This is a genomic window from Lacinutrix sp. Bg11-31, assembly GCF_002831665.1.
GTDB lineage: Bacteria > Bacteroidota > Bacteroidia > Flavobacteriales > Flavobacteriaceae > Lacinutrix.
Map to the genome: position 1 here is coordinate 1,356,310 of NZ_CP025118.1, position 21,039 is coordinate 1,377,348.

General features: G+C 32.6%; 18 protein-coding genes. 1 reads left to right on the forward strand and 17 read right to left on the reverse strand.

The annotated features are described in order from the left end of the window. Nucleotides 1-82: 82 nt before the first annotated feature. From CW733_RS06130 to CW733_RS06210, 16 genes are all read right to left on the reverse strand, one after another. A complete protein-coding gene (locus CW733_RS06130) occupies nucleotides 83-643 on the reverse strand; it encodes a YceI family protein (RefSeq protein WP_100996360.1) in 561 nt (186 codons plus the stop codon). A gap of 95 nt (nucleotides 644-738) precedes the next feature. After that, nucleotides 739-1,323 carry a Crp/Fnr family transcriptional regulator gene (locus CW733_RS06135; RefSeq protein WP_100996361.1) on the reverse strand — a complete coding sequence of 195 codons (585 nt, stop codon included), beginning with the start codon at nucleotides 1,321-1,323 and terminating at the stop codon, nucleotides 739-741. Between the two features lie 113 nt (nucleotides 1,324-1,436). After that, complete coding sequence (locus tag CW733_RS06140) at nucleotides 1,437-2,180, reverse strand: acyl-CoA desaturase (RefSeq protein WP_100996362.1); 744 nt, start codon at nucleotides 2,178-2,180, stop codon at nucleotides 1,437-1,439. Between the two features lie 57 nt (nucleotides 2,181-2,237). Continuing rightward, nucleotides 2,238-2,810 carry a Crp/Fnr family transcriptional regulator gene (locus tag CW733_RS06145; RefSeq protein WP_100996363.1) on the reverse strand — a complete coding sequence of 191 codons (573 nt, stop codon included), beginning with the start codon at nucleotides 2,808-2,810 and terminating at the stop codon, nucleotides 2,238-2,240. Nucleotides 2,811-2,848: 38 nt separating this feature from the next. Next, the gene (locus tag CW733_RS16525; RefSeq protein WP_198520114.1) at nucleotides 2,849-4,558 is read right to left on the reverse strand and encodes a serine hydrolase; all 1,710 of its coding nucleotides are present in this window, start codon (nucleotides 4,556-4,558) and stop codon (nucleotides 2,849-2,851) included. A gap of 369 nt (nucleotides 4,559-4,927) precedes the next feature. After that, nucleotides 4,928-6,835: an acetate--CoA ligase gene (acs, locus tag CW733_RS06155; protein WP_100996364.1), complete on the reverse strand. Its 1,908-nt coding sequence runs from the start codon at nucleotides 6,833-6,835 to the stop codon at nucleotides 4,928-4,930. Between the two features lie 185 nt (nucleotides 6,836-7,020). Further along, complete coding sequence (locus CW733_RS06160; RefSeq protein ID WP_100996365.1) at nucleotides 7,021-8,916, reverse strand: acetate--CoA ligase; 1,896 nt, start codon at nucleotides 8,914-8,916, stop codon at nucleotides 7,021-7,023. A 3-nt stretch (nucleotides 8,917-8,919) separates the two neighbouring features. Beyond that, complete coding sequence (locus CW733_RS06165; protein WP_100996366.1) at nucleotides 8,920-9,138, reverse strand: hypothetical protein; 219 nt, start codon at nucleotides 9,136-9,138, stop codon at nucleotides 8,920-8,922. Nucleotides 9,139-9,211: 73 nt separating this feature from the next. After that, the gene (locus CW733_RS06170) at nucleotides 9,212-9,577 is read right to left on the reverse strand and encodes a response regulator transcription factor (protein ID WP_100996367.1); all 366 of its coding nucleotides are present in this window, start codon (nucleotides 9,575-9,577) and stop codon (nucleotides 9,212-9,214) included. Nucleotides 9,578-9,593: 16 nt separating this feature from the next. Beyond that, a complete protein-coding gene (locus tag CW733_RS06175) occupies nucleotides 9,594-12,284 on the reverse strand; it encodes a sensor histidine kinase (RefSeq protein ID WP_100996368.1) in 2,691 nt (896 codons plus the stop codon). A 354-nt stretch (nucleotides 12,285-12,638) separates the two neighbouring features. Continuing rightward, the gene (locus CW733_RS06185) at nucleotides 12,639-14,405 is read right to left on the reverse strand and encodes a sodium:solute symporter family protein (protein ID WP_100996370.1); all 1,767 of its coding nucleotides are present in this window, start codon (nucleotides 14,403-14,405) and stop codon (nucleotides 12,639-12,641) included. A 30-nt stretch (nucleotides 14,406-14,435) separates the two neighbouring features. Then, nucleotides 14,436-14,696 (reverse strand): DUF4212 domain-containing protein, encoded by a 261-nt coding sequence (locus CW733_RS06190; RefSeq protein WP_100996371.1) that lies wholly within the window; start codon nucleotides 14,694-14,696, stop codon nucleotides 14,436-14,438. A 12-nt stretch (nucleotides 14,697-14,708) separates the two neighbouring features. Next, nucleotides 14,709-15,956 (reverse strand): hypothetical protein, encoded by a 1,248-nt coding sequence (locus tag CW733_RS06195; protein WP_100996372.1) that lies wholly within the window; start codon nucleotides 15,954-15,956, stop codon nucleotides 14,709-14,711. 105 nt (nucleotides 15,957-16,061) lie between these two features. Then, the gene (locus CW733_RS06200) at nucleotides 16,062-16,481 is read right to left on the reverse strand and encodes a helix-turn-helix domain-containing protein (RefSeq protein ID WP_055446300.1); all 420 of its coding nucleotides are present in this window, start codon (nucleotides 16,479-16,481) and stop codon (nucleotides 16,062-16,064) included. A gap of 164 nt (nucleotides 16,482-16,645) precedes the next feature. Further along, entirely contained in the window at nucleotides 16,646-16,999 is a 354-nt protein-coding gene (locus CW733_RS06205) for a DUF779 domain-containing protein (RefSeq protein ID WP_100996373.1), read from the reverse strand. Nucleotides 17,000-17,074: 75 nt separating this feature from the next. Next, the gene (locus tag CW733_RS06210; protein ID WP_100996374.1) at nucleotides 17,075-18,574 is read right to left on the reverse strand and encodes an aldehyde dehydrogenase family protein; all 1,500 of its coding nucleotides are present in this window, start codon (nucleotides 18,572-18,574) and stop codon (nucleotides 17,075-17,077) included. 172 nt (nucleotides 18,575-18,746) lie between these two features. Between CW733_RS06210 and CW733_RS06215 the strand changes: the two genes are divergently transcribed. Further along, nucleotides 18,747-19,667 (forward strand): AraC family transcriptional regulator, encoded by a 921-nt coding sequence (locus CW733_RS06215; RefSeq protein WP_100996375.1) that lies wholly within the window; start codon nucleotides 18,747-18,749, stop codon nucleotides 19,665-19,667. On the opposite strand, the gene CW733_RS06220 is transcribed toward CW733_RS06215, so the two are convergent. After that, complete coding sequence (locus CW733_RS06220) at nucleotides 19,664-21,037, reverse strand: sodium:alanine symporter family protein (protein WP_100996376.1); 1,374 nt, start codon at nucleotides 21,035-21,037, stop codon at nucleotides 19,664-19,666. The two genes, CW733_RS06215 and CW733_RS06220, sit on opposite strands and share 4 nt — an antisense overlap. Nucleotides 21,038-21,039 lie beyond the last annotated feature (2 nt).

Genomic DNA, 21,039 nt, shown 5'->3' on the forward strand with positions numbered 1-21,039 from the left:
ATATATTAAACGAAAAAAACCAGAACAATTACTGTTCTGGTTTTTTAATATTTGCTATTATTTTTATATAAATACGGTTTGCTTAAAACTGTAAGTCTACAACTAGATCAAACTCGTCGTAAATTGCTTTGTCTTTTAAACCATCGAAAAAGCTAGTAGAACCATATCTTACATCAAATTTTGTTCTGTCTACTTTTAATGTTGCTGTTGCTTTACTTCCATATACAGATACATTTACTGTTACTGGATTTGTTTTTCCTTTAATAGTTAAATCTCCTGTAACTGTGTATGAGTTTTTACCTGAAGCTTCTACTTTTGTAAATACTAACTTTGCTGTTGCAAATTTCTCTACTCCAAAAAAGTCATCAGATTTTAAATGTCCATCTAATTTACCTTTGTACTCACCTTCTAAATCTGTAGCACTAATAGTCGTCATGTCTATAACAAACGCTCCTCCTGTTAATACGTCGTCTTTAAAAGCTAAATCTCCAGATTGTAAATTAATTGTTCCTTCGTGAGAACCTGTTACTTTGTAACCTTTCCAAACTACTTTACTATCTGTTGTGTTAATAGTTTTCGTTTGTGCCGTAATAGTTGACGTAAATGCTGCAAATGCTATAATTGCTGTTAAAACTTTTTTCATTTTTGTATGTTTTTATATTATGTAGCAAAGATCTCACAACACTACGACATAAAAGATGACCTAGTTTATTAAATAATGTTAATCTAGTTTAACATTTATTTTTCTGTAGCAATCTGGCTCTTAATTTTACTTAAAAACTCTTTAGTAATACCTAAGTAAGAGGCTACCATATATTGTGGAATGCGTTGTTCTATTTCTGGATAACTTTCATTGAAAACTAAATACCTTTCTTTTGCAGACATACTAAAATTTCTAACGATTCTTTTTTGTGAAGCAACATAAGCTTTCTCGGTTATTATACGAAAACAGCGTTCTAATTTTGGGATTTTAGAATACGTGTCTTCAATATTATTATGCGAAACCTGAATTAACTCTGTGTCTTCAATACATTGCACATTAAAATCTGATGGTGCTTGCGAAACAAAGCTACCTAGATCTGAAGTCCACCAATTTTCGACACCAAACATAAGAATGTGTTCCTGCCCTAAATCGTCCACATAAAACATTTTAACACAACCCGAAACAATAAAACATATCTTATTACTTACATCTCCTTGTTGTAAAATATACTGCCCTTTTAAATATTTACGATAGACCAGTTTTGAAGTAAAATAAGTTTCCTCTTCTTCTGTTAATGTTACTATTTTATTAATGTAAGATAAGAGTGGTTGGCTATTCATTATAATATTTTGATTGCCTAACAAATATAAAAAAAGCCATTACAAATAATGGCTTAATTCTATAGTAATTGGTATTAAATACAATTACTCTTATTTTAAAATATAGTGTACTATTAAGATACTTTTGCAGTCGATTTTTTAAGTTTAATCAATCTTAATTTATCTAAAACTACCATAATTAAATACGTAAAATCAACCTCATGCCATTTTACACCAAAATTAGCACGACCAGAATGTGTGTGATGGTTATTGTGATAGCTTTCTCCCATCATTAAAAAATCGAATGGTAATAAGTTTTTAGAAGTGTCGTTAACTTTAAAGTTTACATAACCATAAATGTGCGCAAACCAGTTAATTATTACACCGTGAATTGGTGCCATAAAAAAGGCGATAGGTAAAAATAACCATTGCCACCAAGCTGTTGCAAATACAATAAAAAACACAGTATAAACTGCAGCCCAAGCTAATCTAGAAAATTTTGAACTCGCAAACTTATCGAAACCTTCCCATTGTGGAACGTTTTTAGTAAACTTATCTGCTACTGCAATTCTTTTGTTATTTATGTCTTGGTAAATGTTTTTTGTACGCCACATCATAGAAAATACAGTTGCATCGTATTTTGGTGAGTGTGGATCTTTTTCTGTATCTGCATAAGCATGGTGCATTCTATGCATTACACCATAACCATAAGCACTTAAATAATTAGATCCTTGAGTTACCCAAGTTAAAACAAAACATATTTTCTCCATTACTGGAGACATAGTATAAGTTTGGTGTGCAGCATAACGGTGTAAAAAGAAGGTTTGGAAAAACAATCCTGTATACCAAAGTGTTATTATTAATATTAAAATCATCATAGTTCTTCGCTTTTCGCAAAGGTCTATAGTTCTAATACTTTATACAATGAACCTAAGTTAAGAAATACGTTTTCTAATACGGCTTAATGCTTGTGCTGTAACACCAATATATGAGGCTATATATTTTAAAGGAATTTCTTTAATTAATTTTGGACGCTCTGTGAATAGGTTAAGATAACGCTCTTCTGCAGTTTCGTTTAATAGGGATTGTTCTCTTTTAGATTTTATAAGAAATAACCGCTCTGAAGACAAACGACCAATAACATTACCAGCAAAACTTTTCTCGTAAACTTCTTGCAAATCGTCATACGAAATACTCCACATTGAAACCTCTGTTAAGGCTTCTAGTTTATACAATGATGGTTTTCTGGTAAGAAAAGAATCGTAAGCGCTTACAAATTCGTTTTTAAAACAAAACCCAAATGTAATGTCTTTTTCCTTTTCTTCCTTCGGAATTAAAAAGCGCGCAATACCTTCGTCTATAAATGAAATGTAGTTTTCGGTCTCTCCAACACTAACAATGGTCCTCTTTTTTTTGAAGATTCTATTTTCTAATTTAGAAGAAAAAAGTTGCCAATCTTCATCTGAAATAGCAACTGTTTTCTCTATGTATTCTCTAATGTTTACCATATTCGCTTATCCATTACAAATATCGCGATATATTTTAACTATTCTACTCGTTTTCCTGGTAATACTTGTCCGTTTTGAAACAAAGTCATACTATCCACCTTGCCTTTAGAGTTTGTATTGAACTCTACTCTTGCTTCCACAACTTTTAAGAAAAAGGTATTATAATCTGAAGGAAAAATTTCGAATTGAGGTTGTGCAGTTGCTTGTAAAAACAAACGCCCATCTTTTGTTGTAATTGTAATAGCAAATGTTGGTGCTAACTGATATTTACCAGTATAACTTTCTAACATTTCTTTAGATACGGTTACTTCTTTTATATTAACCTTTAGGCTTTTTAAAACATCGCGAGCGTTATCGTTTGCTGGATTTAACTCTAAAGATTTCTTATAATTTTGTATTGCTAATTCTTGTTCTCCATTTTCTAAATAAGCTTCTGCTAAAGAATCGTAAGGATTTGAAGCTTCTGGAAACTCAGCAACATTTAATTTAAAAATTTCTAATGCAATGTCCTTTTTATCTTCAGCAAAAAATTGATAACCCAAAGTATTTAATTCTTCAACCTCAAAATTATAATCGTTTGCTTGTTTGGTTTTAGCTTCTTTGTAAAAAGTAATGGCTTTAATGATACCGTTTACTTTTATCTCTTTAGCTAATACTTTAGCAATAGATGGTTTAATAGGTTTTAAAGGATAAGAAGGTATCATTAATTTTATAGCAATAGCATCTACGTTTTCGTTACTATTAGTTAAAACAATAACGCCTCTTTTTGATGCTTTATCTATTGCAGACATTGCGCAATAACCACCTGTTGCTCCATTATGCATTAAAAACCTGCCATTTTCTATAAACCAAGCCAATGCCATTTCTGCTTTTTGGTCTGGATTTTTGTATGCAGATTTGTGCGCAAGTGACATTGCATTGTGTAATTTAGAGTCTATAGTGTTTGCATTAATATTTGCTTTAATATATTTTACCATATCGCTAACTGTAGAGCGTATTCCTCCTGCTCCACCAAGTGTAATTATATCCCAATTTGGTGTTTCGCTTAGTCCAGCATGTCCTTTTGCTAGGCGTTTTTTCATGGTTTGAGTAAACGCTAATCTAGTGTCATTCATTTCCAACGGATTTGCAATATGTTCGATTACTAATTCTTCGTATGTTTTTTCGCTTTGTAATTCTAAAATATGACCAAGTAGTCCCATCCCAACATTAGAATACTCTGTAACAGATCCAATATCAACGGTTAATTCATGACTAGAAATAAAACTATATAATTGTTCATAAGTGTAATCTACATAAGGATTTTTAGGATCTGTTTGCAATAAGTTATCAGGTAATTTGGGTAAGCCAGAAGTATGCGTTGCCAAATGCTTTAACGTAATTTCCTTTCCATTACGTGTTGGAGTTTTAATATTTTCTGGCAAATATTTTGAAATAGGGTCGTCTAAACTCATCTCTCCACTATTAACTTTTAATGCTAAAAGTGTTGCTGTAAATGTTTTTGAAATTGAACCAATCTCGAAAACAGATTCTTTATTTACAGGTGTGCCGTTTTCTTGCGCAGTGTTCCCAAAACTGTAATAATCTACAGTATCTCCGTTTATATAACCTACTACGATACCAACATTTATTTGGTTTTCTACTCTAGATTGTATGTACTCTTTTACTTCGTTTGGGATTTTGGAATCTTGTGCTTTAACTTGAAAACTAAATAGTAAGGCTAATGCAATGAATAGTAGTTTTTTCATTTTGAATGGTTTTTGATGCTGTTATAACAAAGTTAGTTAGAAATACTTTATCTATATTTTAATGCGACTAACACCCAATTCATTGTTGGTATTAACCAAATAACGAATGTAAACTGCAACTAATATTCAAGAAATAAGACGTTTACTATTGGTTTATGTTACATTATTAAATAGTGTAACCAAAAAACGCAACCTTTTTTGGGTTGCGTTTTTTGGTTTTGCATTAGGGATTGTAGTGGCATCCTTTTGCTTTTTCTGCAAAAGATATAACGGAAAGCCCGACACTTTGTAGCTTTAGCGGAAAAGTGTAATGCCCTACTTCTCTATACAATTTTTCACACCTCAAAATCACTCGAAGTGATGTTTGAATTACAATGCTTTATCCATAATATCTTGAACTACTTCTGGGTTTAAAAGTGTACTAATATCTCCTAAATTACTGGTGTCTTTTTCTGCTATTTTACGTAGGATACGACGCATAATTTTTCCGCTTCGTGTTTTTGGTAAACCATCTGTAAATTGAATTTTATTTAGTTTTGCAATTGGTCCAATTCTATCTGAAATTAATTGATTTATTTCTTTACGAAGGTTGTCGTGATTTCTACTTTCTCCCGCATCTTTTAAGGTTACATAACCATATAATGCGCTTCCTTTTATGTCATGCGGAAAGCCAACTATTGCGGATTCTGCAACTGCTGGATGCTCGTTAATAGCATCTTCAATTGGTGCAGTTCCTAAATTGTGTCCAGAAACTATAATAACATCGTCTACTCTACCTGTTATTCTATAGTAACCTACTTCGTCTCGTAGTGCGCCATCTCCAGTAAAATATTTGTTTTCATAGGTTGAAAAATAAGTTTCTTTATAACGTTGGTGATTTCCCCAAATGGTTCGTGCAATACTTGGCCATGGGAATTTAATACATAGTCTTCCTTCTACTTGATTGCCTTTTAATTCTTCGCCATTCTCGTCCATTAAACAAGGTTGAACTCCAATAAAAGGTAAGGTTGCATACGTTGGTTTTGTTGGTGTTACATATGGAATTGGTGTTATCATGATTCCTCCAGTTTCGGTTTGCCACCAAGAATCTATAATTGGGCTTTTCTTTTTACCAACATTCTCATTATACCAATGCCAAGCTTCTTCATTTATTGGTTCGCCAACACTGCCTAAAACTTTAAGAGAAGTTAAATCATATTTATCAACTAATTCTACACCTTGCTTTGCTAAGGCTCTAATTGCTGTTGGTGCTGTATAAAACTGACTCACTTTATGTTTTTCTACAATGTCCCAAAAACGTCCAAAATCTGGATAACTTGGTACACCTTCAAACATAACTGTGGTTGCTCCATTTGCTAATGGACCATAAACTATATAACTGTGTCCTGTAATCCAACCAATATCTGCGGTACACCAATACACATCGTTTTCTCTATATTGAAATGCATTTTTAAAGGTATATGCTGTGTACACCATATAACCAGCAGTTGTATGTACCATACCTTTTGGTTTTCCTGTAGATCCTGAAGTGTATAAAATAAATAGTGGATCTTCGGCTTGCATTACTTCTGCTTTACATTTGTTTGATGCTGCGTCTAATAAAGGTTGTATCCATTTATCGCGACCTTCTTTCATGTTTACTTCGGAATTAATTCGCTTTGCGACTAAAACCGTTTTTACTCCTGGACAGCTTTCTAAAGCTTCGTCTACAATACCTTTTAAATCGATGGTTTTAGCTCCACGATATGAGCCATCACTAGTAATTACCATTTTACAATCGCTATCGTTAATTCTAGTAGATAACGCATTTGCTGAAAAACCTGCAAATACCACATTATGGATTGCTCCTATTCTAGCACATGCTAATAGAGAAATTGCTAATTCTGGAATCATTGGTACATAAATACACACACGATCTCCTTTTTTAATTCCATTTTCCTTTAACACATTTGCAAACTGGTTTACACGTTGGTGTAACTGATTGTATGTTATATGTTCTGCGCCTTCGTTTGGGTCGTTTGGTTCAAATAAAATTGCAGTTTTATCTCCACGAGTTGCTAAATGCCTGTCTATACAGTTTTCGGTAATGTTAAGTTGCGCGCCTTGAAACCATTTTACTTCTGGTTTTTTGAAATCCCATTCTAAAACTTTATCCCATTTTTTTCGCCATAAAAAATGTTCTTCCGCTATTTCTTCCCAAAAACTTTCAGGATTTCTAACGGATTTTCTATAAACTTGGTAGTATTCTTCTAGGTGTTTAATGTGGTAGTTACTCATAATGTGTTGGTTTAAATATTATTTAGATCTCGATTGCGCTCGACCTGACAATTCGTTTATATTTTATTGCATCTCGATACAATTCACTCATTCTTCTTGAATCACTCGATGTGACATTAGTTATTTTATAATTATCCATTTCGTCAGTTCGAGTGATGCGATTTTAAGAGCATTGTATCGAGAACTTATTTATGAATCCCAATATGATGGGATTGATACACGGATTTTATTTCATTTATAATATGCACATCATCAATGGTTGATGGTATATTATACTGTTGTTCGTCTGCTATATTTCGCAACAATTTACGAAGAATTTTTCCGCTTCGTGTTTTTGGTAATCGATTAACAACTAGCACATCTCTAAAGGAAGCTACTGCACCAATTTCTCGACGTACATCTTGTACTATTTCTTTTTTAATTTGGATTTCTGCGGAAGTTTCCCCAGATTTTAAAACGACTAAACCTAATGGCTTTTGTCCTTTTAGTTCGCAATGCACACCAAAAACAGCACACTCTGCAACTGCTTTATGTGAGGCTACAATTTCTTCCATTTCTGCGGTAGATAATCTATGTCCTGCAACGTTTATAACATCGTCTACTCTTCCTGTTATAAATACATAACCATCCTCGTCTTTATAACCACCATCTCCTGAAAAATAATACCCTGGAAAACGGTCTAAATAACCAGCTTTAAAACGCTCAGGATTTCCCCAAAGATTGGTTAATGTTCCTGGTGGTAATGGTAATTTTACTGCCACATAACCTTCTACACTAGAGGCTACTTCTTCTCCTTCTTCATTTAAAATTTGAATATCATAACCACAAACTGGAAAACTTGAAGATCCTGGTTTTACTTCTTGTAAGTGTACTCCAACCATATTAGCTATCATTGGCCAACCGCTTTCCGTTTGCCACCAATGATCTATAACTGGAACTTTTAAATGTTCTTCTGTCCAAGTTAAAGTTGCAACATCGCAACGTTCGCCTGCCAAAAACTGATATTTTAAGCATGACAAATCGAAATGTTTTATAAATTTTCCCTCTGGATCTTCTTTTTTTATAGCCCTAATTGCTGTTGGCGCTGTAAACATAACTTTTACTCGATGTTCACTAATTACACGCCAAAAGGTTGAAGCATCTGGAGTTCGTATTGGTTTACCTTCAAAAACAATAGTAGTATTTCTGTTTAATAATGGTCCGTAAACAATATAACTATGACCTACAACCCAACCAACATCGCTTGCAGCCCAAAAGGTATCGCCTTCGTCTACTCCGTAAATGTATTTCATTGAGAATTTTAAAGCGGTTGCATAACCTCCTGAATCTCTAATAATTCCTTTTGGAGTTCCTGTTGTTCCTGATGTATATAATATGTATGAAGGATGAGTTGACTCAACTGAAACTGCTTCAATAGATGGCGATTTTTCAACTAAAGTAGTATAATCTATATCGTAGTTTTTCTTCGGAATTTCTACACCTAATAGTCTATCGAAAACGATAACGTGTTCTGGTTTATTTTCTGCTTTAGCAATGGCTTCATCTACAAAAGGTTTGTATGGAATAATACGTTCTATTTCTATTCCGTTGGATGCTGTAATAATTGCTTTCGGCTTACAGTCATCAATTCGAATAGCTAGCTCATGAGGTGCAAATCCACCAAATACAACCGAGTGAATAACTCCTATTCTAGCGCAAGCTAACATTGCATACAATGCTTGCGGAATCATTGGCATATAAATGATGCAAGTATCTCCTTTTTGCAGTCCTAAAACTTGTAGTCCACCAGCTAGTTTAGAAACTTCATGGTGTAATTGATTAAAGGTAATATGCTGTTTTGTATTGGTAACTGGTGAGTCGAAAATAATAGCATTTTGCGAACCAAAACCATCTTTTATATGCTTGTCTATACACAAATAACTTAGGTTTAATTCGCCATCTTCAAACCATTGATTATAGTCCTGTTTATCTTTAGATAAAATGGTTTCTGGTGCTTTAAACCAGTCGATATTTTTGGCTTGTTCATTCCAAAATTGTTCTGGCTGTTGAATACTTTTTTGGTAAAATTCTTGATAGTCCATATCTTACTTTTTTTTAGAATTAAGTAAGCCAAACCAATTAGGATTAAGTATTTTTAGTTTGATAAGCACCCAAATAATAACAACAAAACAAATTCCTAAAACTATAGATAGCATAGGGCTTGCATTAGTATTATTTTCGAATTTAAACCTTAAATAAAGCGTAGCTATTACATAAATACATATAATAATATCCGACGCTAATGGGCTGATGTGAAATTTCATGTCTTTAAACTTTAATTAAACTTAGTTTGTTTGCACACAAAACCAATATTTAAAAAAGACTTAAGAAGACTTTTTATATTAATAATTTCAGTATTTCTGAAACTATTTTTTTTACTGAAAAAGGTTTTGTAAAATATTTATCTGCTCCTAGTCTTAAACCCTTTTCAATATCTGAAGCTTTATTTTTTGCAGTTAAAAACACCACTTTGGTATCTTTTAAACTGTCTGTATTTTTAATGTGCGTTAAGGTTTGATAGCCATCTACATTTGGCATCATAATATCTAATAATATTACATTAGGAACATGATGTTTTAATATCTCTAAAGCCTCACTTCCGTCTCTTGCAATAAACACTTCAAAACCTTGTTTTTTGAAAGCGTATTCTAACGACATTACAATATTTGGTTCGTCATCTACAATTAAAATTTTCTTCTTCATACTTTATGACTACAATTTACTTAAAAGGTATCGTAAAAACAAGTGTTGCGCCATTTTTAACGTCTTTTTTTGCCCAAATTTCTCCGTTATGTTTTTCTACTATTTGTTTAGTAATCGCTAATCCTAGTCCACTACCTTGTGGTTTAATAGTATTTTGATGTTTCGATTGGTAAAATTTATCGAAAATATAATCGTGATCTTCTTCTGGAATCCCTTTACCATTGTCTGTTACAGAGATTTCTACTAATTCATTTCCAAGCTTATAGTCGACCTCAATTTTTCCGTTTTTAGCTTCGCAGAACTTAATAGCATTAGATAGTAAATTGGTTAATACCTGAAGGATGCGATCTTCATCATAATTTGTTTTAAAAGCATGTGTATTTTTATTGCTAATTTCTACTTCTTTTTTTGCTGCAATTTGTGAAATACTGCCAATTGCTTTTGCAATTGTTTTTTGAATGTCTTGATATTGCATGTCTAGATGTAATCTACCTGTTTCTAGTTTTTCAAAATCAAGGATATTATGTATCAATCTTCCTAAACGATCGGAATCTTGAAGAATGTTTTTTAAGAATTGTGCTTTAATTTCTTTTGGCATATCATCATCGTCATCCATCAACAACTCGGTTGCAGCGCGAATACCTGTAATTGGTGTTTTTAGCTCATGCGCAACTGTATCTAAGAATTCATCTTTTTGTTTGTCTTTAGATATTAGCACTTCATTAACATCTTTTAGTTTGGATGATAATTGAGACAGCTCATTAGACTTTTCTGTTAAAACTTTATTGCTAACAATGTTTTCTTTCGATTCTTCTAAAATCTTTAAAACTTCTACCAAACTAATCTGCTCTTCTTTTACAACACTTGCAATCAATATTTTTGCGGAAGCAGAACCAATGCTTCCTGTGAGTAGTTTTTCAGAAAAATTAATTAATCGTGCGTCTGCCAATTGCGTGTCTTGTGATAATTTGTATTTAGTAAAGAAAATTTTCAAAGCTCTTGTTGCTCTTTTTTCGCCTAAAAAGCGAACTAACACACTTTTAATATCTGCAACATACGCTTCTCCTTTCCAAACCAGCGCATTGTCTTGAAGGGTTGTGAAATTGTTACTATCTACAAACATTTCGGCATAATTACGTTCTCTATAATTTCCTTTAGATATTAATGAAAATACTAAGTAAGACATCATATTAAAAGTCATACTCCAAAAGAAAGCATGTGCTGGTGGACTTAAAAAATCGATACCAAATAAAGCGTAAGGTTTTAATATAGAAACACCTAGTAAACCATACTGTGTAAAATCGTCTGTTCCTGTATAGGCTTGTAATGTAAATGGTAAGACTAAGGTGTAAACAGCAATAAAAAAACCGACAATAATACCAGTAATTGCTGCTTTAGAGGAGCCTCGATTCCAGTACAATCCAATAAAAAAAGAAGGGCCTAATTGTGCTATTATTACAAACGAAATTAATCCTATAGAATACAACGATAGTTCTTTTGAAAACGATACATAAAAGAAATACGCTGTAATTATAATGGTGAAAATAGAAATACGACGAATGTTCTTAATATATTTTGAATTACGTTCTGGTTGGTTTTTAATGAATTTATCTAGAAACCCGTAAGGAATAATTAAGTTATTACTCACCATAGTGGATAAGGCTAATGTAGATACAATAACCATGGAAATAACTGCAGAAAAACCACCTAAAAACACAAGTGTTGCTAAAAAGGAATTACCATTTTCTAAAGGCAATAACAAGGAATAATATTCGGCATTTTGCGTACTTCCAAAAGTAAGCTTTCCTGCCCAAGCTATAAAAATTACAAAGAGATTGAAAAGCAATAAATACAATGGAAACAACCATATGGCTTTTTTTAAATGTTTTTCTCTATTGTTTTCTAAAACAGAAACTTGAAATTGTCTTGGCAGTAAAAATATTGCCATAAAAGATAAGGCAATCATGAAAAACCAATTAAAGCCATCTTCTACTCCACTAAGCGTTGTGAGTTCTTTAAAGTTTTCGGTTATAGCTATTTGATTGTAAATATCTGTAGTACCATCAAACAAGTAAAAAGTTATATACACACCAATAATGAGAAAGAACACCAATTTTAAAACCGATTCAAAAGCTACTGAAGCAATGATCCCTTTATGTTTTTCGGAAGCATCAGTATTTTGAGTACCAAAAAAAGTAGCAAATATGGCTAGTAATAAAGCGACATAAAATGTAGAATCGTCTATAACTGCAGTTGAAATGTAACTGGTATCATCCGACATAATTTCGAACGTTTCCGATACTGCTTTTAGTTGTAACGAAATGTATGGCAATGTTCCAAATAGACAGATTATAGTTACTAATGCACCAAGAAACCTACTGTTTCCATAACGTAAGGAAATAAAATCTGCAATAGATGAAATTTTATGTTGTTTAGAAATTCTGATTATTTTTCGAAGCAGAACAATCCATAAAGGTGCTGCTATAACTGGACCTAAATAAATAGGCAAAAAGTTAATACCAGAATTTGCAGCAATACCAACACTTCCATAATACGTCCATGCCGAACAATATACTGCTAAAGACAAAGTATACACATATGGATTGTTAACCCATTTGCTTTGTCGTTTTTTTTCGGCAAGAAAAGCAATAAAAAACAACGCTGCTAGATAGATGATAATAATAGCAATTAAAGCAGAATTATTCATAATGACGTTTTAATACGATGTACGAAATAATTATAGATAACAACCAAATAGAAAATATTGAGAAATATAAGGTTGGAATACCATAAACTGCACCTTCAAAATTAAAAATAAGGATGAATGGTATATTGAAAACTAAACATAATGCTATCGATAATACAACGAGCTTTTGTTCGTGCCGTTTTTTCATTTGGTAAATTGGTTTTCATTTCCGCGAAAGCGAAAAAATAATAACTTTACTAATATAATAAATCAGCACTACAAAAATGTAATGCTGATTTATTAACTAACTAAATTAAAATTAAGTTCAATGTTTTTTAGCAAAAGCTAAAAAAAAATAAGACAGAACTCAATACTTTAATGATCTTGAGCTTCGCCTGCTCCTGAAGGTATTCTTATACTTTCGACCATATCTTGCACATCTTGTGGAGGTGCTGGTGTTAATCTTGAAACGACTAATGATATTACAACGTTTAAAACCATTGCAATAGTACCAAATCCTTCTGGAGATGTACCAAACCACCAATCTTCTTTTGTACCACCACCAAACATGTCTAGTTTGAATTTCATCATGTAGAACATCATTAAAACGATACCTACAACCATTCCTGAAATGGCTCCTTGGCTATTCATTCGTTTATCAAATATTCCTAGAATAATGGCCGGGAAAAAGGAGGCTGCTGCGAGACCAAAGGCGAGCGCGACGACTGCAGCTACAAACCCTGGTGGATTAATACCAAAATATCCTGCAATTAAGATAGCTACGAAAATTGCTATTCTAGCTACTTTTAATTCATCTTTATCTGAAATATCTGGCTTCAATTGTTTTTTAACCAAATCGTGAGACACAGAAGTTGAGATTACTAATAATAATCCTGCTGCTGTTGATAATGCTGCTGCCAATCCACCTGCTGCTACTAATGCAATAACCCAATTAGGTAAGTTTGCAATCTCTGGATTTGCTAATACCATGATATCTCTATCTACATAAAGTTCGTTTTTGGCATCACTAGCGTTAGAAATTAAACGCTCTCCACTTGCTCCTCTGGCATCTGTATATACTGGTTTTTTACTTGATAATGCATTACCAGCTACATATTGAATTTTTCCATCTCCATTTTTATCTGACCAAGCAATTAACCCTGTATTCTCCCAGTTTTTAAACCATTCTGGAATTTCTTTGTATTCTTTATTACTAACCGTTTCTATTAAATTAGTTCTTGAAAACACTGCTATTGCAGGTGCTGTTGTATATAAAATTGCAATTAAAAATAAAGCATAACCTGCAGATTTACGTGCATCTTTTACTTTAGGCACTGTAAAGAAACGTACAATTACATGTGGTAATCCAGCAGTACCTGTCATTAGCGCTAAAGTAATTGCAAAGACATCCCAAGTAGATTTTGTTCCACTTGTGTATTCGTGGAAACCAAGTTCTGTGTGTAGTTTATCTAATTTATCTAATAAGAATTCGCCGCCTTCAACGGTTCCTCCCATTCCTAATTGTGGAATGATGTTTCCTGTCATTTGCATAGAAATGAAAAATGCAGGTACCATAAAAGCAAATATTAATACACAGTATTGTGCTACTTGCGTGTATGTAATACCTTTCATACCTCCTAATAGAGCGAAAGTTAAAACAACCGTCATTCCAATAATTACTCCCAAATTAATGTCTACTTGTAAGAATTGAGAAAATACAATACCTACACCACGCATTTGACCTGCAACGTATGTAAACGATACAATTAACGCACAAATTACTGCAACAGTTCTTGCTGTGTTTGAGTAATATCTATCTCCAATAAAATCTGGAACCGTAAACTTACCAAACTTACGTAGATAAGGTGCTAATAATAAAGCTAATAACACATATCCACCAGTCCAACCCATTAGGTAAACAGAACCATCATACCCTGAAAAGGAAATAATACCTGCCATACTAATAAAGGAGGCGGCACTCATCCAATCGGCTGCGGTAGCCATACCATTTGCTAACGGAGAAACACCTCCACCAGCAATATAAAATTCTTTAGTTGAGCCAGCTCTAGCCCAAATTGCGATTCCAAAATATAAGGCAAAAGTAAGTCCTACTAATAACCATGTCCAAAATTGTACACTCATAATATTTATTTTTTAAGTTATTAGTTAAGACTATTCGTCGTAACCATATTTTTTATCTAGTTTGTTCATTAATCTTACGTACACGAATATTAAAATTACGAATACATATATCGAGCCTTGTTGAGCAAACCAGAAACCTAGTTTAAAACCTCCAAGTCTAATTTGGTTTAATTCTTCTCTAAAGAGAATGCCACATCCAAAGGATACCACAAACCATATAGCAAGTAGTATTGCTAAATACTTTATGTTCTCTTTCCAATACGCAGAAGCGTTTTTTTGTTTTTCACTCATAGTTTGCTAGTTTTATAGATATATCATGGCTTGAAGCGAAATAGTATTCGAATCTAAAGCTCCAAATTCTTGATTTTTATATTCTAAAGTTAATTTTGAATTGTGTCCACTCATATAAGCATTTACACCAATACCTAAAGTAGATCTGTCATCTCCTACGGCATCATAACTATGTGTGCCATAACTTACGTAAGGTTGGTATCTTGTTTTTGTTTTATCACCTTTAAAAACATAACCTACATGACCATAAACCATACTTCCTGTACCATAAGCACTGTATAAATAGTTTTTACCGTAATCGCTATTTTGATATACTGCATAAGCAGTAATTGCACTCCCATTGTCTCCAAGTGGAGCATCGTAAAAAGCATCTACTGCAAATATTGACACATCCTCACCTTCTAGATTAGGTGTTAAAGCAGTACCTGTATCTATTACAGATCCTTTTGGATGCAAAAAGAAACCAGCACCTACATTGAATACTTTTTTTCCACCTAGGTATGTTCCAACTTTATATGGCAAAAAATTAGATTCTTGATCTAAGAAATTATAATCGAAATAACCAGCGTATGATTTTCCTGCGTCTTTAGATCCTAGATTTGAACGACCATTATAAACTGCATCACCACCTGCAACAGCTGTTCTACCATCTAAAGAGGATACCGAAGCATCGTTTATGGCAACACGATATTGAAGTTTATCGAATTTTCCTTTTGCAAACACACCTAAATGACGTGCAAACTGGTCTGACAAACCAATAGTAGCCCAAGATTGACGGTTGTTATCCAAAGTCATCATGTTTAATGTGCTTTGATTGTTTAGTCTAGAAATACCATTAAAGTAATGTAATCCACCTCCTACTGTGTGATCCTTACCTAAATTGTATTGTGCCCAAACATCATGAAAAAAGAGCTGGGAACCATCCCCTTTTCCTGTTGGACTTAATGTAGAACTTGTTAAACTATTTAATCCAAAATGTGTTAAGATTAAAAAGTCTTTGTTAATTTGTGCAAACATTAAAACACGAGCACGACGTAAATTAAAATTTAATTTACTGTTTTCGTTTCCGTTGGCATCAAAAGTATCGTCTGTATTGTAATTAGCTTGGACTTGTGCCCAAGAGATAAGCCGAAGATATTTAGAACCATCTTCGTTAAATTTAAACTTAAGACCTCCATCGTAATCTGGAGAGCCTTGAGCATTCATAAATTGAAAGGACATTAAAAAGAGTCCAACCAATAAAAGGGTTTGTTTTCTCATTGTTTAAAGGATTAATTAGTAGTTAATTAGTTTTGTGTGCACTACAATCTCCTAAAAACAATGTGCTAATAAAAAATTAATATATTTTTTTGTTAATTTAATATACTAATCTTTAAAACGCTCCCATTTAATGAGCATGAATTTATCTCCTAACTCTGTAACTACAACGCCTGCTCCTTTTATATTTTCGGCATTACTAAAATAAACTGCTAATTCTGAAGCATTTAAAATCTTGTATGTAGGATGGTAATTAGAATTGTATGGACGTTTAATATTATACTTTTTAACCCAGTTCATGATACTTACGTGAGAGATTCCTAAAATGCGTTCGATTTCTCGGTAGGTTAAGCCTTCTAAGTATAGTTGTAGTGATTTGTTAACGTAGTAGTCGTCTATCTTCTTACCAATCTTATTTACTGAGAAAAAATAGTTGCATTTTTTACACTTATAACGCTGCCTATCGTTAACAATTCCGCTTTTAATGTAATGGTCTGATCCACAATTAGGGCATAAATCTACTGTCATGTATATTAATTTAGCATAAATATATCAATTTAGCAATATAAATAAAAACATATTGTTAAAAAATTAAGAATTATTAACAAAAAAAGCTCTAAAACCAAGATTACGCCTAATTTACAGAGCTTAAATTATTAAAATGAGAATATTATTAACTGTACAAGTAAGTGTTAACCATTAAAAAAAGACTCTTCTTCTTTTGTTAACAACCTTGAATGTGTTAAAAACCGAAGACCTAGCGGAATTTCCAAAGAGAAACTAGCACCACGACCTTCTGTAATATCTACTGTAAGATGTGTATGCTTCCAATATTCAAATTGATCTTGATTCATATAAAAATTGACATCGTTTAGTGTTCCTAAAAGGATATCACTTTCATCTAAATACATATCGCCTTTTTCGAAAACCATTGGTGCAGAACCATCGCAACAGCCTCCACTTTGATGAAAAATTAAATCACCGTATTTTGCTTTCAACTGTTCTAATATTTTTGCTGCTTCTTTTGTAATTGCTACTCTTTCCATAACCAAAATTTAAGTTTATTTAAAAAAAGCTGAATTACAAAATGTAACTCAGCTCTTCCAACTATTTAATTTCTATTAAAAGAAACCTAATTTATTTTTATCGTATGAGATTAACATGTTTTTAGTTTGACGATAGCAATTAAGCATCATCACATGGTTTTCTCTACCAAATCCAGATTTTTTATAACCTCCAAATGGTGCATGTGCAGGATATGCATGATAGCAATTTACCCAAACACGACCAGCTTTAATAGCTCTTGGTATTTGATATAGTTGGTGTGCATCTCGTGTCCAAACACCAGCACCTAATCCATAAAGTGTATCATTAGCTATTTCTAAAGCTTCAGCTTCATCTTTAAACTTAGTAACGCAAACTACTGGTCCAAAAATTTCTTCTTGGAACACTCTCATTTTATTATGACCTTCAAGTATTGTTGGTTTAATATAAAATCCGTTTGCCAAATTACCTTCTAATGCATTAGCAGAACCTCCTGCTAGCACTTTTGCACCTTCCTCTTTTCCTATTTCTATGTAGGATTTTATTTTTTCATATTGATCTTTAGAAGCTTGTGCTCCAACCATTGTATTTACATCGTATGGATTGTCTTGAATTATAGCATTAGTTCTTTCAACAACACGCTTCATAAATGCATCATAAATATCTTCTTGTACTAAAATTCGAGAAGGTGCAGTACATACTTCTCCTTGATTAAAAGCGAATAAAACAGCACCTTCAATAGCTTTATCCAAATAAGCATCATCATGATCCATGACAGAATTAAAGAATACGTTTGGAGATTTACCACCTAATTCCATAGTTACTGGATTTAGATTTTTAGATGCATATTGCATAATTAACTGTCCCGTAGTTGTTTCTCCTGTAAAGGCTACTTTATCTACTTTTGAACTAGATGCTAGTGGTTTTCCGGCTTCTGGTCCAAAACCATGTACTATATTTATAACGCCTGGAGGAAAAACATCTGCAATTTTTTCCATTAATAAAGTTGCTGTAGATGGCGTTTGTTCTGCTGGTTTTAAAACCACGCAGTTACCCGTTACTAATGCTGGTGGCAGTTTCCAAGACAACATTAACAATGGGAAATTCCATGGAATAATTTGACCAATAACACCTAGTGGTTCTTTAATATTCATGGATAATGTATTCTGATCTAATTCTGATACACTACCTTCTTCCGAACGAATACAAGCTGCAAAATAACGCCAATGATCAACTGCCAAAGGCAAATCTGCATTTAAAGTCTCACGAATTGGCTTACCATTATCGCAAGTTTCAACTAGTGCAAACTCTTCTAAATTAGCTTCAATAATATCTGCAACTTTATTTAATAAAGTTGCTCTTTCTGTAGCTGAGGTATTTCCCCAAGCTTCTTTTGCTGCATTAGCTGCATCTAAAGCCATTTCTACATCTTCTTTTTGAGAACGCGGATATTTTGCAATTAAACTATTATCTATTGGAGATGTATTTTCAAAATATTGGCCACCAATAGGTTCGACAAACTTTCCGTTAATAAAATTAGCATATTTCTCTTTAAACTTAGGTTTAGAATAACTCATATAAATTTTTATTAAATTAGTAATTAGATAATTTTTTTATCTAAAAAATATATTATCTTTATTTTTGATAAAGTTATTTTATCATATTCTAATTATCTTGAACGTATTTATCATAGTTTTGAACATATCTCTTATTTAGGTGTTTATGTATTAAAATTTAGTAATATTGAATATGAAGTCCATTTTAAATCAACATAGAAATAATAGAAAACTGACCACTTTAGTGGAAAACAGAACGACTTATAATGCTGATTATGCAGAACTTAATATTTATGAAACTCATGCCTTTGCTGAACAAGTATCGTTAACGTTTAACTTTCCTGTAATTGCAAGCATGCTTACTGGCAAAAAAGTGATGCACCTTGATGGCTTTGAAGCTTTTGATTTTTTTCCAGGTGAATCTGTTGTGATGCCATCTAATAAAGAAATGATAATTGATTTCCCGATTGCAACTAAAGATAGTCCAACACAATGCTTAGCATTAGGTATAGACGCTTTTAAAATTGATGAGGTTGTTGAAAAATTTAATCAACAAGTAGCCATTGAAAACGAGAATAACGATTGGAATTTAGATGAAACTACTTCACATTTAATAAATAACACTGATATTAATCACTTAATTGAACGTTTAACCTACACCTTTACTAATAACAATAAGTCGAAGGATGTCTTGTTGGATTTAATGATACAAGAATTAATTATAAGACTGCTACAAACCAAAGCCAAGTCTTTAATTATTAATGATCCTAACCAAGTCTTTAACGATACCAGAATTGGAACCGTTATTAAGTATATTAAAGACAACTTAACTAATAAAGACATTAGTGTAGATTTGTTAGCTAAGAAAGCTTACATGAGCACGTCTCACTTCCATAAACAATTTAAAAACACATTAGGCATCTCTCCTATTGATTATATAAATTCTGAAAAGATTAAATTTTCTAAAAAACTGATAAAAGAATCAAAAGATTTTAGAATGTCGGAAATTGCCTTTAAATCTGGATTTAATAACACAAGTTATTTTAACAGACAATTTAAAAAAATGGAATTAATGACGCCTCAACAATTTAAGACCTCTATTAATAGGGCTTAAACATTTTTCATTCGTTTAAAATAAGCTTTCGCCTCTTTTACTACTCTTGGAGCTAAAATCAAGGTAGCTGTCATAGTAGGTATTGCCATTAATGCAAATACACCATCAATTAAATTAATCATTAAGGCTAACGATGTTGTTGCTCCTAAAATGATACTTAAAATATAGAAATAGTTGTAATAGTGTTTGTTTTTTTCTCCAATTAAAAACGACAAACATTTTCCGCCATAATAGGCATAAGAAAATAATGAAGACACACTAAATATAATAATACAAAGCAGTAATAAGTATCTACCATAAACTGGCATTGCAGCTCCAAAAGCATTTGCTGTAAGGCTTACTCCATTAGCTTCTGTTGTTTGCCAAACGCCTGTTACTAAAATTGCTAAAGCTGTTAACGTACAAACTATTAGAGTATCTATAGCAGGACCTAACATTGCTACTAAACCTTCGCGAATTGGCTCGTTTGTTTTTGCAGCTCCATGTGCTAAAGGTGCTGTACCAATACCAGCTTCGTTAGAAAAAGCTCCTCGTCGTACTCCCAAAATTATTAATCCTCCTAATAAACCTCCCAAAAAAGCATCTCCTTTATAATTTTCGGCAGCAAAAGCATCAGTGAAAATAAGTTTAAAATAGGTTGGCACAACTTCCGCATTAGCGAACAAAATTATCATTATCAATACAAAATACAGCAATACCATACTTGGTACTAATTTAGAGGCTACTTTACTTATTCTATTTAAACCTCCTAAAATTACTACAGATGTAATACTTACTAAAACAAGACCTATAATTAAGTTTGAAGTAAAGTTTACTGCAATTCCATTTGGTTTTAAAACAATGTCGTTAATGGCTTGCGTTAATTGATTGACGTTAAAAACAGGCAATGCTCCTATTAAACCACAAAGACTAAAAAATACAGCTAATGGTTTCCAATGCTTACCTAAGCCTTCCATTATAAAATACATTGGACCACCTTGTGTGTTACCTTCGCTATCTTTACCACGATACATAATTGCTAAACTCGACGTAAAAAATTTTGTAGACATACCAATAATTGCACTAATCCACATCCAAAAAACAGCTCCTGGTCCACCAATTGAAATAGCAACAGCAACACCAGCAATATTTCCCATACCAATGGTTGATGATAATGCTGTTGTTAAGGCTTGAAAGTGTGTAATTTCTCCTTCGTCTTCCTTGTTATCATATTTACCACGAAGCACTTGTATTGCATGCCCTAAATATCGAAATGGTAAAAATCGAGATAATACAAGAAGATAAAAACCACCTCCAATTAATAATATTAATAATGGAAGACCCCAAACAAATGAGGCGAAATCTGCAATAAATTGATCTAATTCTTTCAATG

Excerpts from the sequence above, each read along its gene's own strand:
- CW733_RS06210 (WP_100996374.1), bottom strand. The coding sequence starts at position 18,574 with ATGAGTTATTCTAAACCTAAGTTTAAAGAGAAATATGCTAATTTTATT.
- CW733_RS06185 (WP_100996370.1), bottom strand. The coding sequence starts at position 14,405 with ATGAGTGTACAATTTTGGACATGGTTATTAGTAGGACTTACTTTTGCC.
- CW733_RS06165 (WP_100996366.1), bottom strand. The coding sequence starts at position 9,138 with ATGAAATTTCACATCAGCCCATTAGCGTCGGATATTATTATATGTATT.
- CW733_RS06145 (WP_100996363.1), bottom strand. The coding sequence starts at position 2,810 with ATGGTAAACATTAGAGAATACATAGAGAAAACAGTTGCTATTTCAGAT.
- acs (WP_100996364.1), bottom strand. The coding sequence starts at position 6,835 with ATGAGTAACTACCACATTAAACACCTAGAAGAATACTACCAAGTTTAT.
- CW733_RS06190 (WP_100996371.1), bottom strand. The coding sequence starts at position 14,696 with ATGAGTGAAAAACAAAAAAACGCTTCTGCGTATTGGAAAGAGAACATA.
- CW733_RS06205 (WP_100996373.1), bottom strand. The coding sequence starts at position 16,999 with ATGGAAAGAGTAGCAATTACAAAAGAAGCAGCAAAAATATTAGAACAG.
- CW733_RS06215 (WP_100996375.1), top strand. The coding sequence starts at position 18,747 with ATGAAGTCCATTTTAAATCAACATAGAAATAATAGAAAACTGACCACT.
- CW733_RS06195 (WP_100996372.1), bottom strand. The coding sequence starts at position 15,956 with ATGAGAAAACAAACCCTTTTATTGGTTGGACTCTTTTTAATGTCCTTT.
- CW733_RS06130 (WP_100996360.1), bottom strand. The coding sequence starts at position 643 with ATGAAAAAAGTTTTAACAGCAATTATAGCATTTGCAGCATTTACGTCA.
- CW733_RS06135 (WP_100996361.1), bottom strand. The coding sequence starts at position 1,323 with ATGAATAGCCAACCACTCTTATCTTACATTAATAAAATAGTAACATTA.
- CW733_RS16525 (WP_198520114.1), bottom strand. The coding sequence starts at position 4,558 with ATGAAAAAACTACTATTCATTGCATTAGCCTTACTATTTAGTTTTCAA.
- CW733_RS06175 (WP_100996368.1), bottom strand. The coding sequence starts at position 12,284 with ATGAATAATTCTGCTTTAATTGCTATTATTATCATCTATCTAGCAGCG.
- CW733_RS06140 (WP_100996362.1), bottom strand. The coding sequence starts at position 2,180 with ATGATGATTTTAATATTAATAATAACACTTTGGTATACAGGATTGTTT.
- CW733_RS06160 (WP_100996365.1), bottom strand. The coding sequence starts at position 8,916 with ATGGACTATCAAGAATTTTACCAAAAAAGTATTCAACAGCCAGAACAA.
- CW733_RS06200 (WP_055446300.1), bottom strand. The coding sequence starts at position 16,481 with ATGACAGTAGATTTATGCCCTAATTGTGGATCAGACCATTACATTAAA.
- CW733_RS06170 (WP_100996367.1), bottom strand. The coding sequence starts at position 9,577 with ATGAAGAAGAAAATTTTAATTGTAGATGACGAACCAAATATTGTAATG.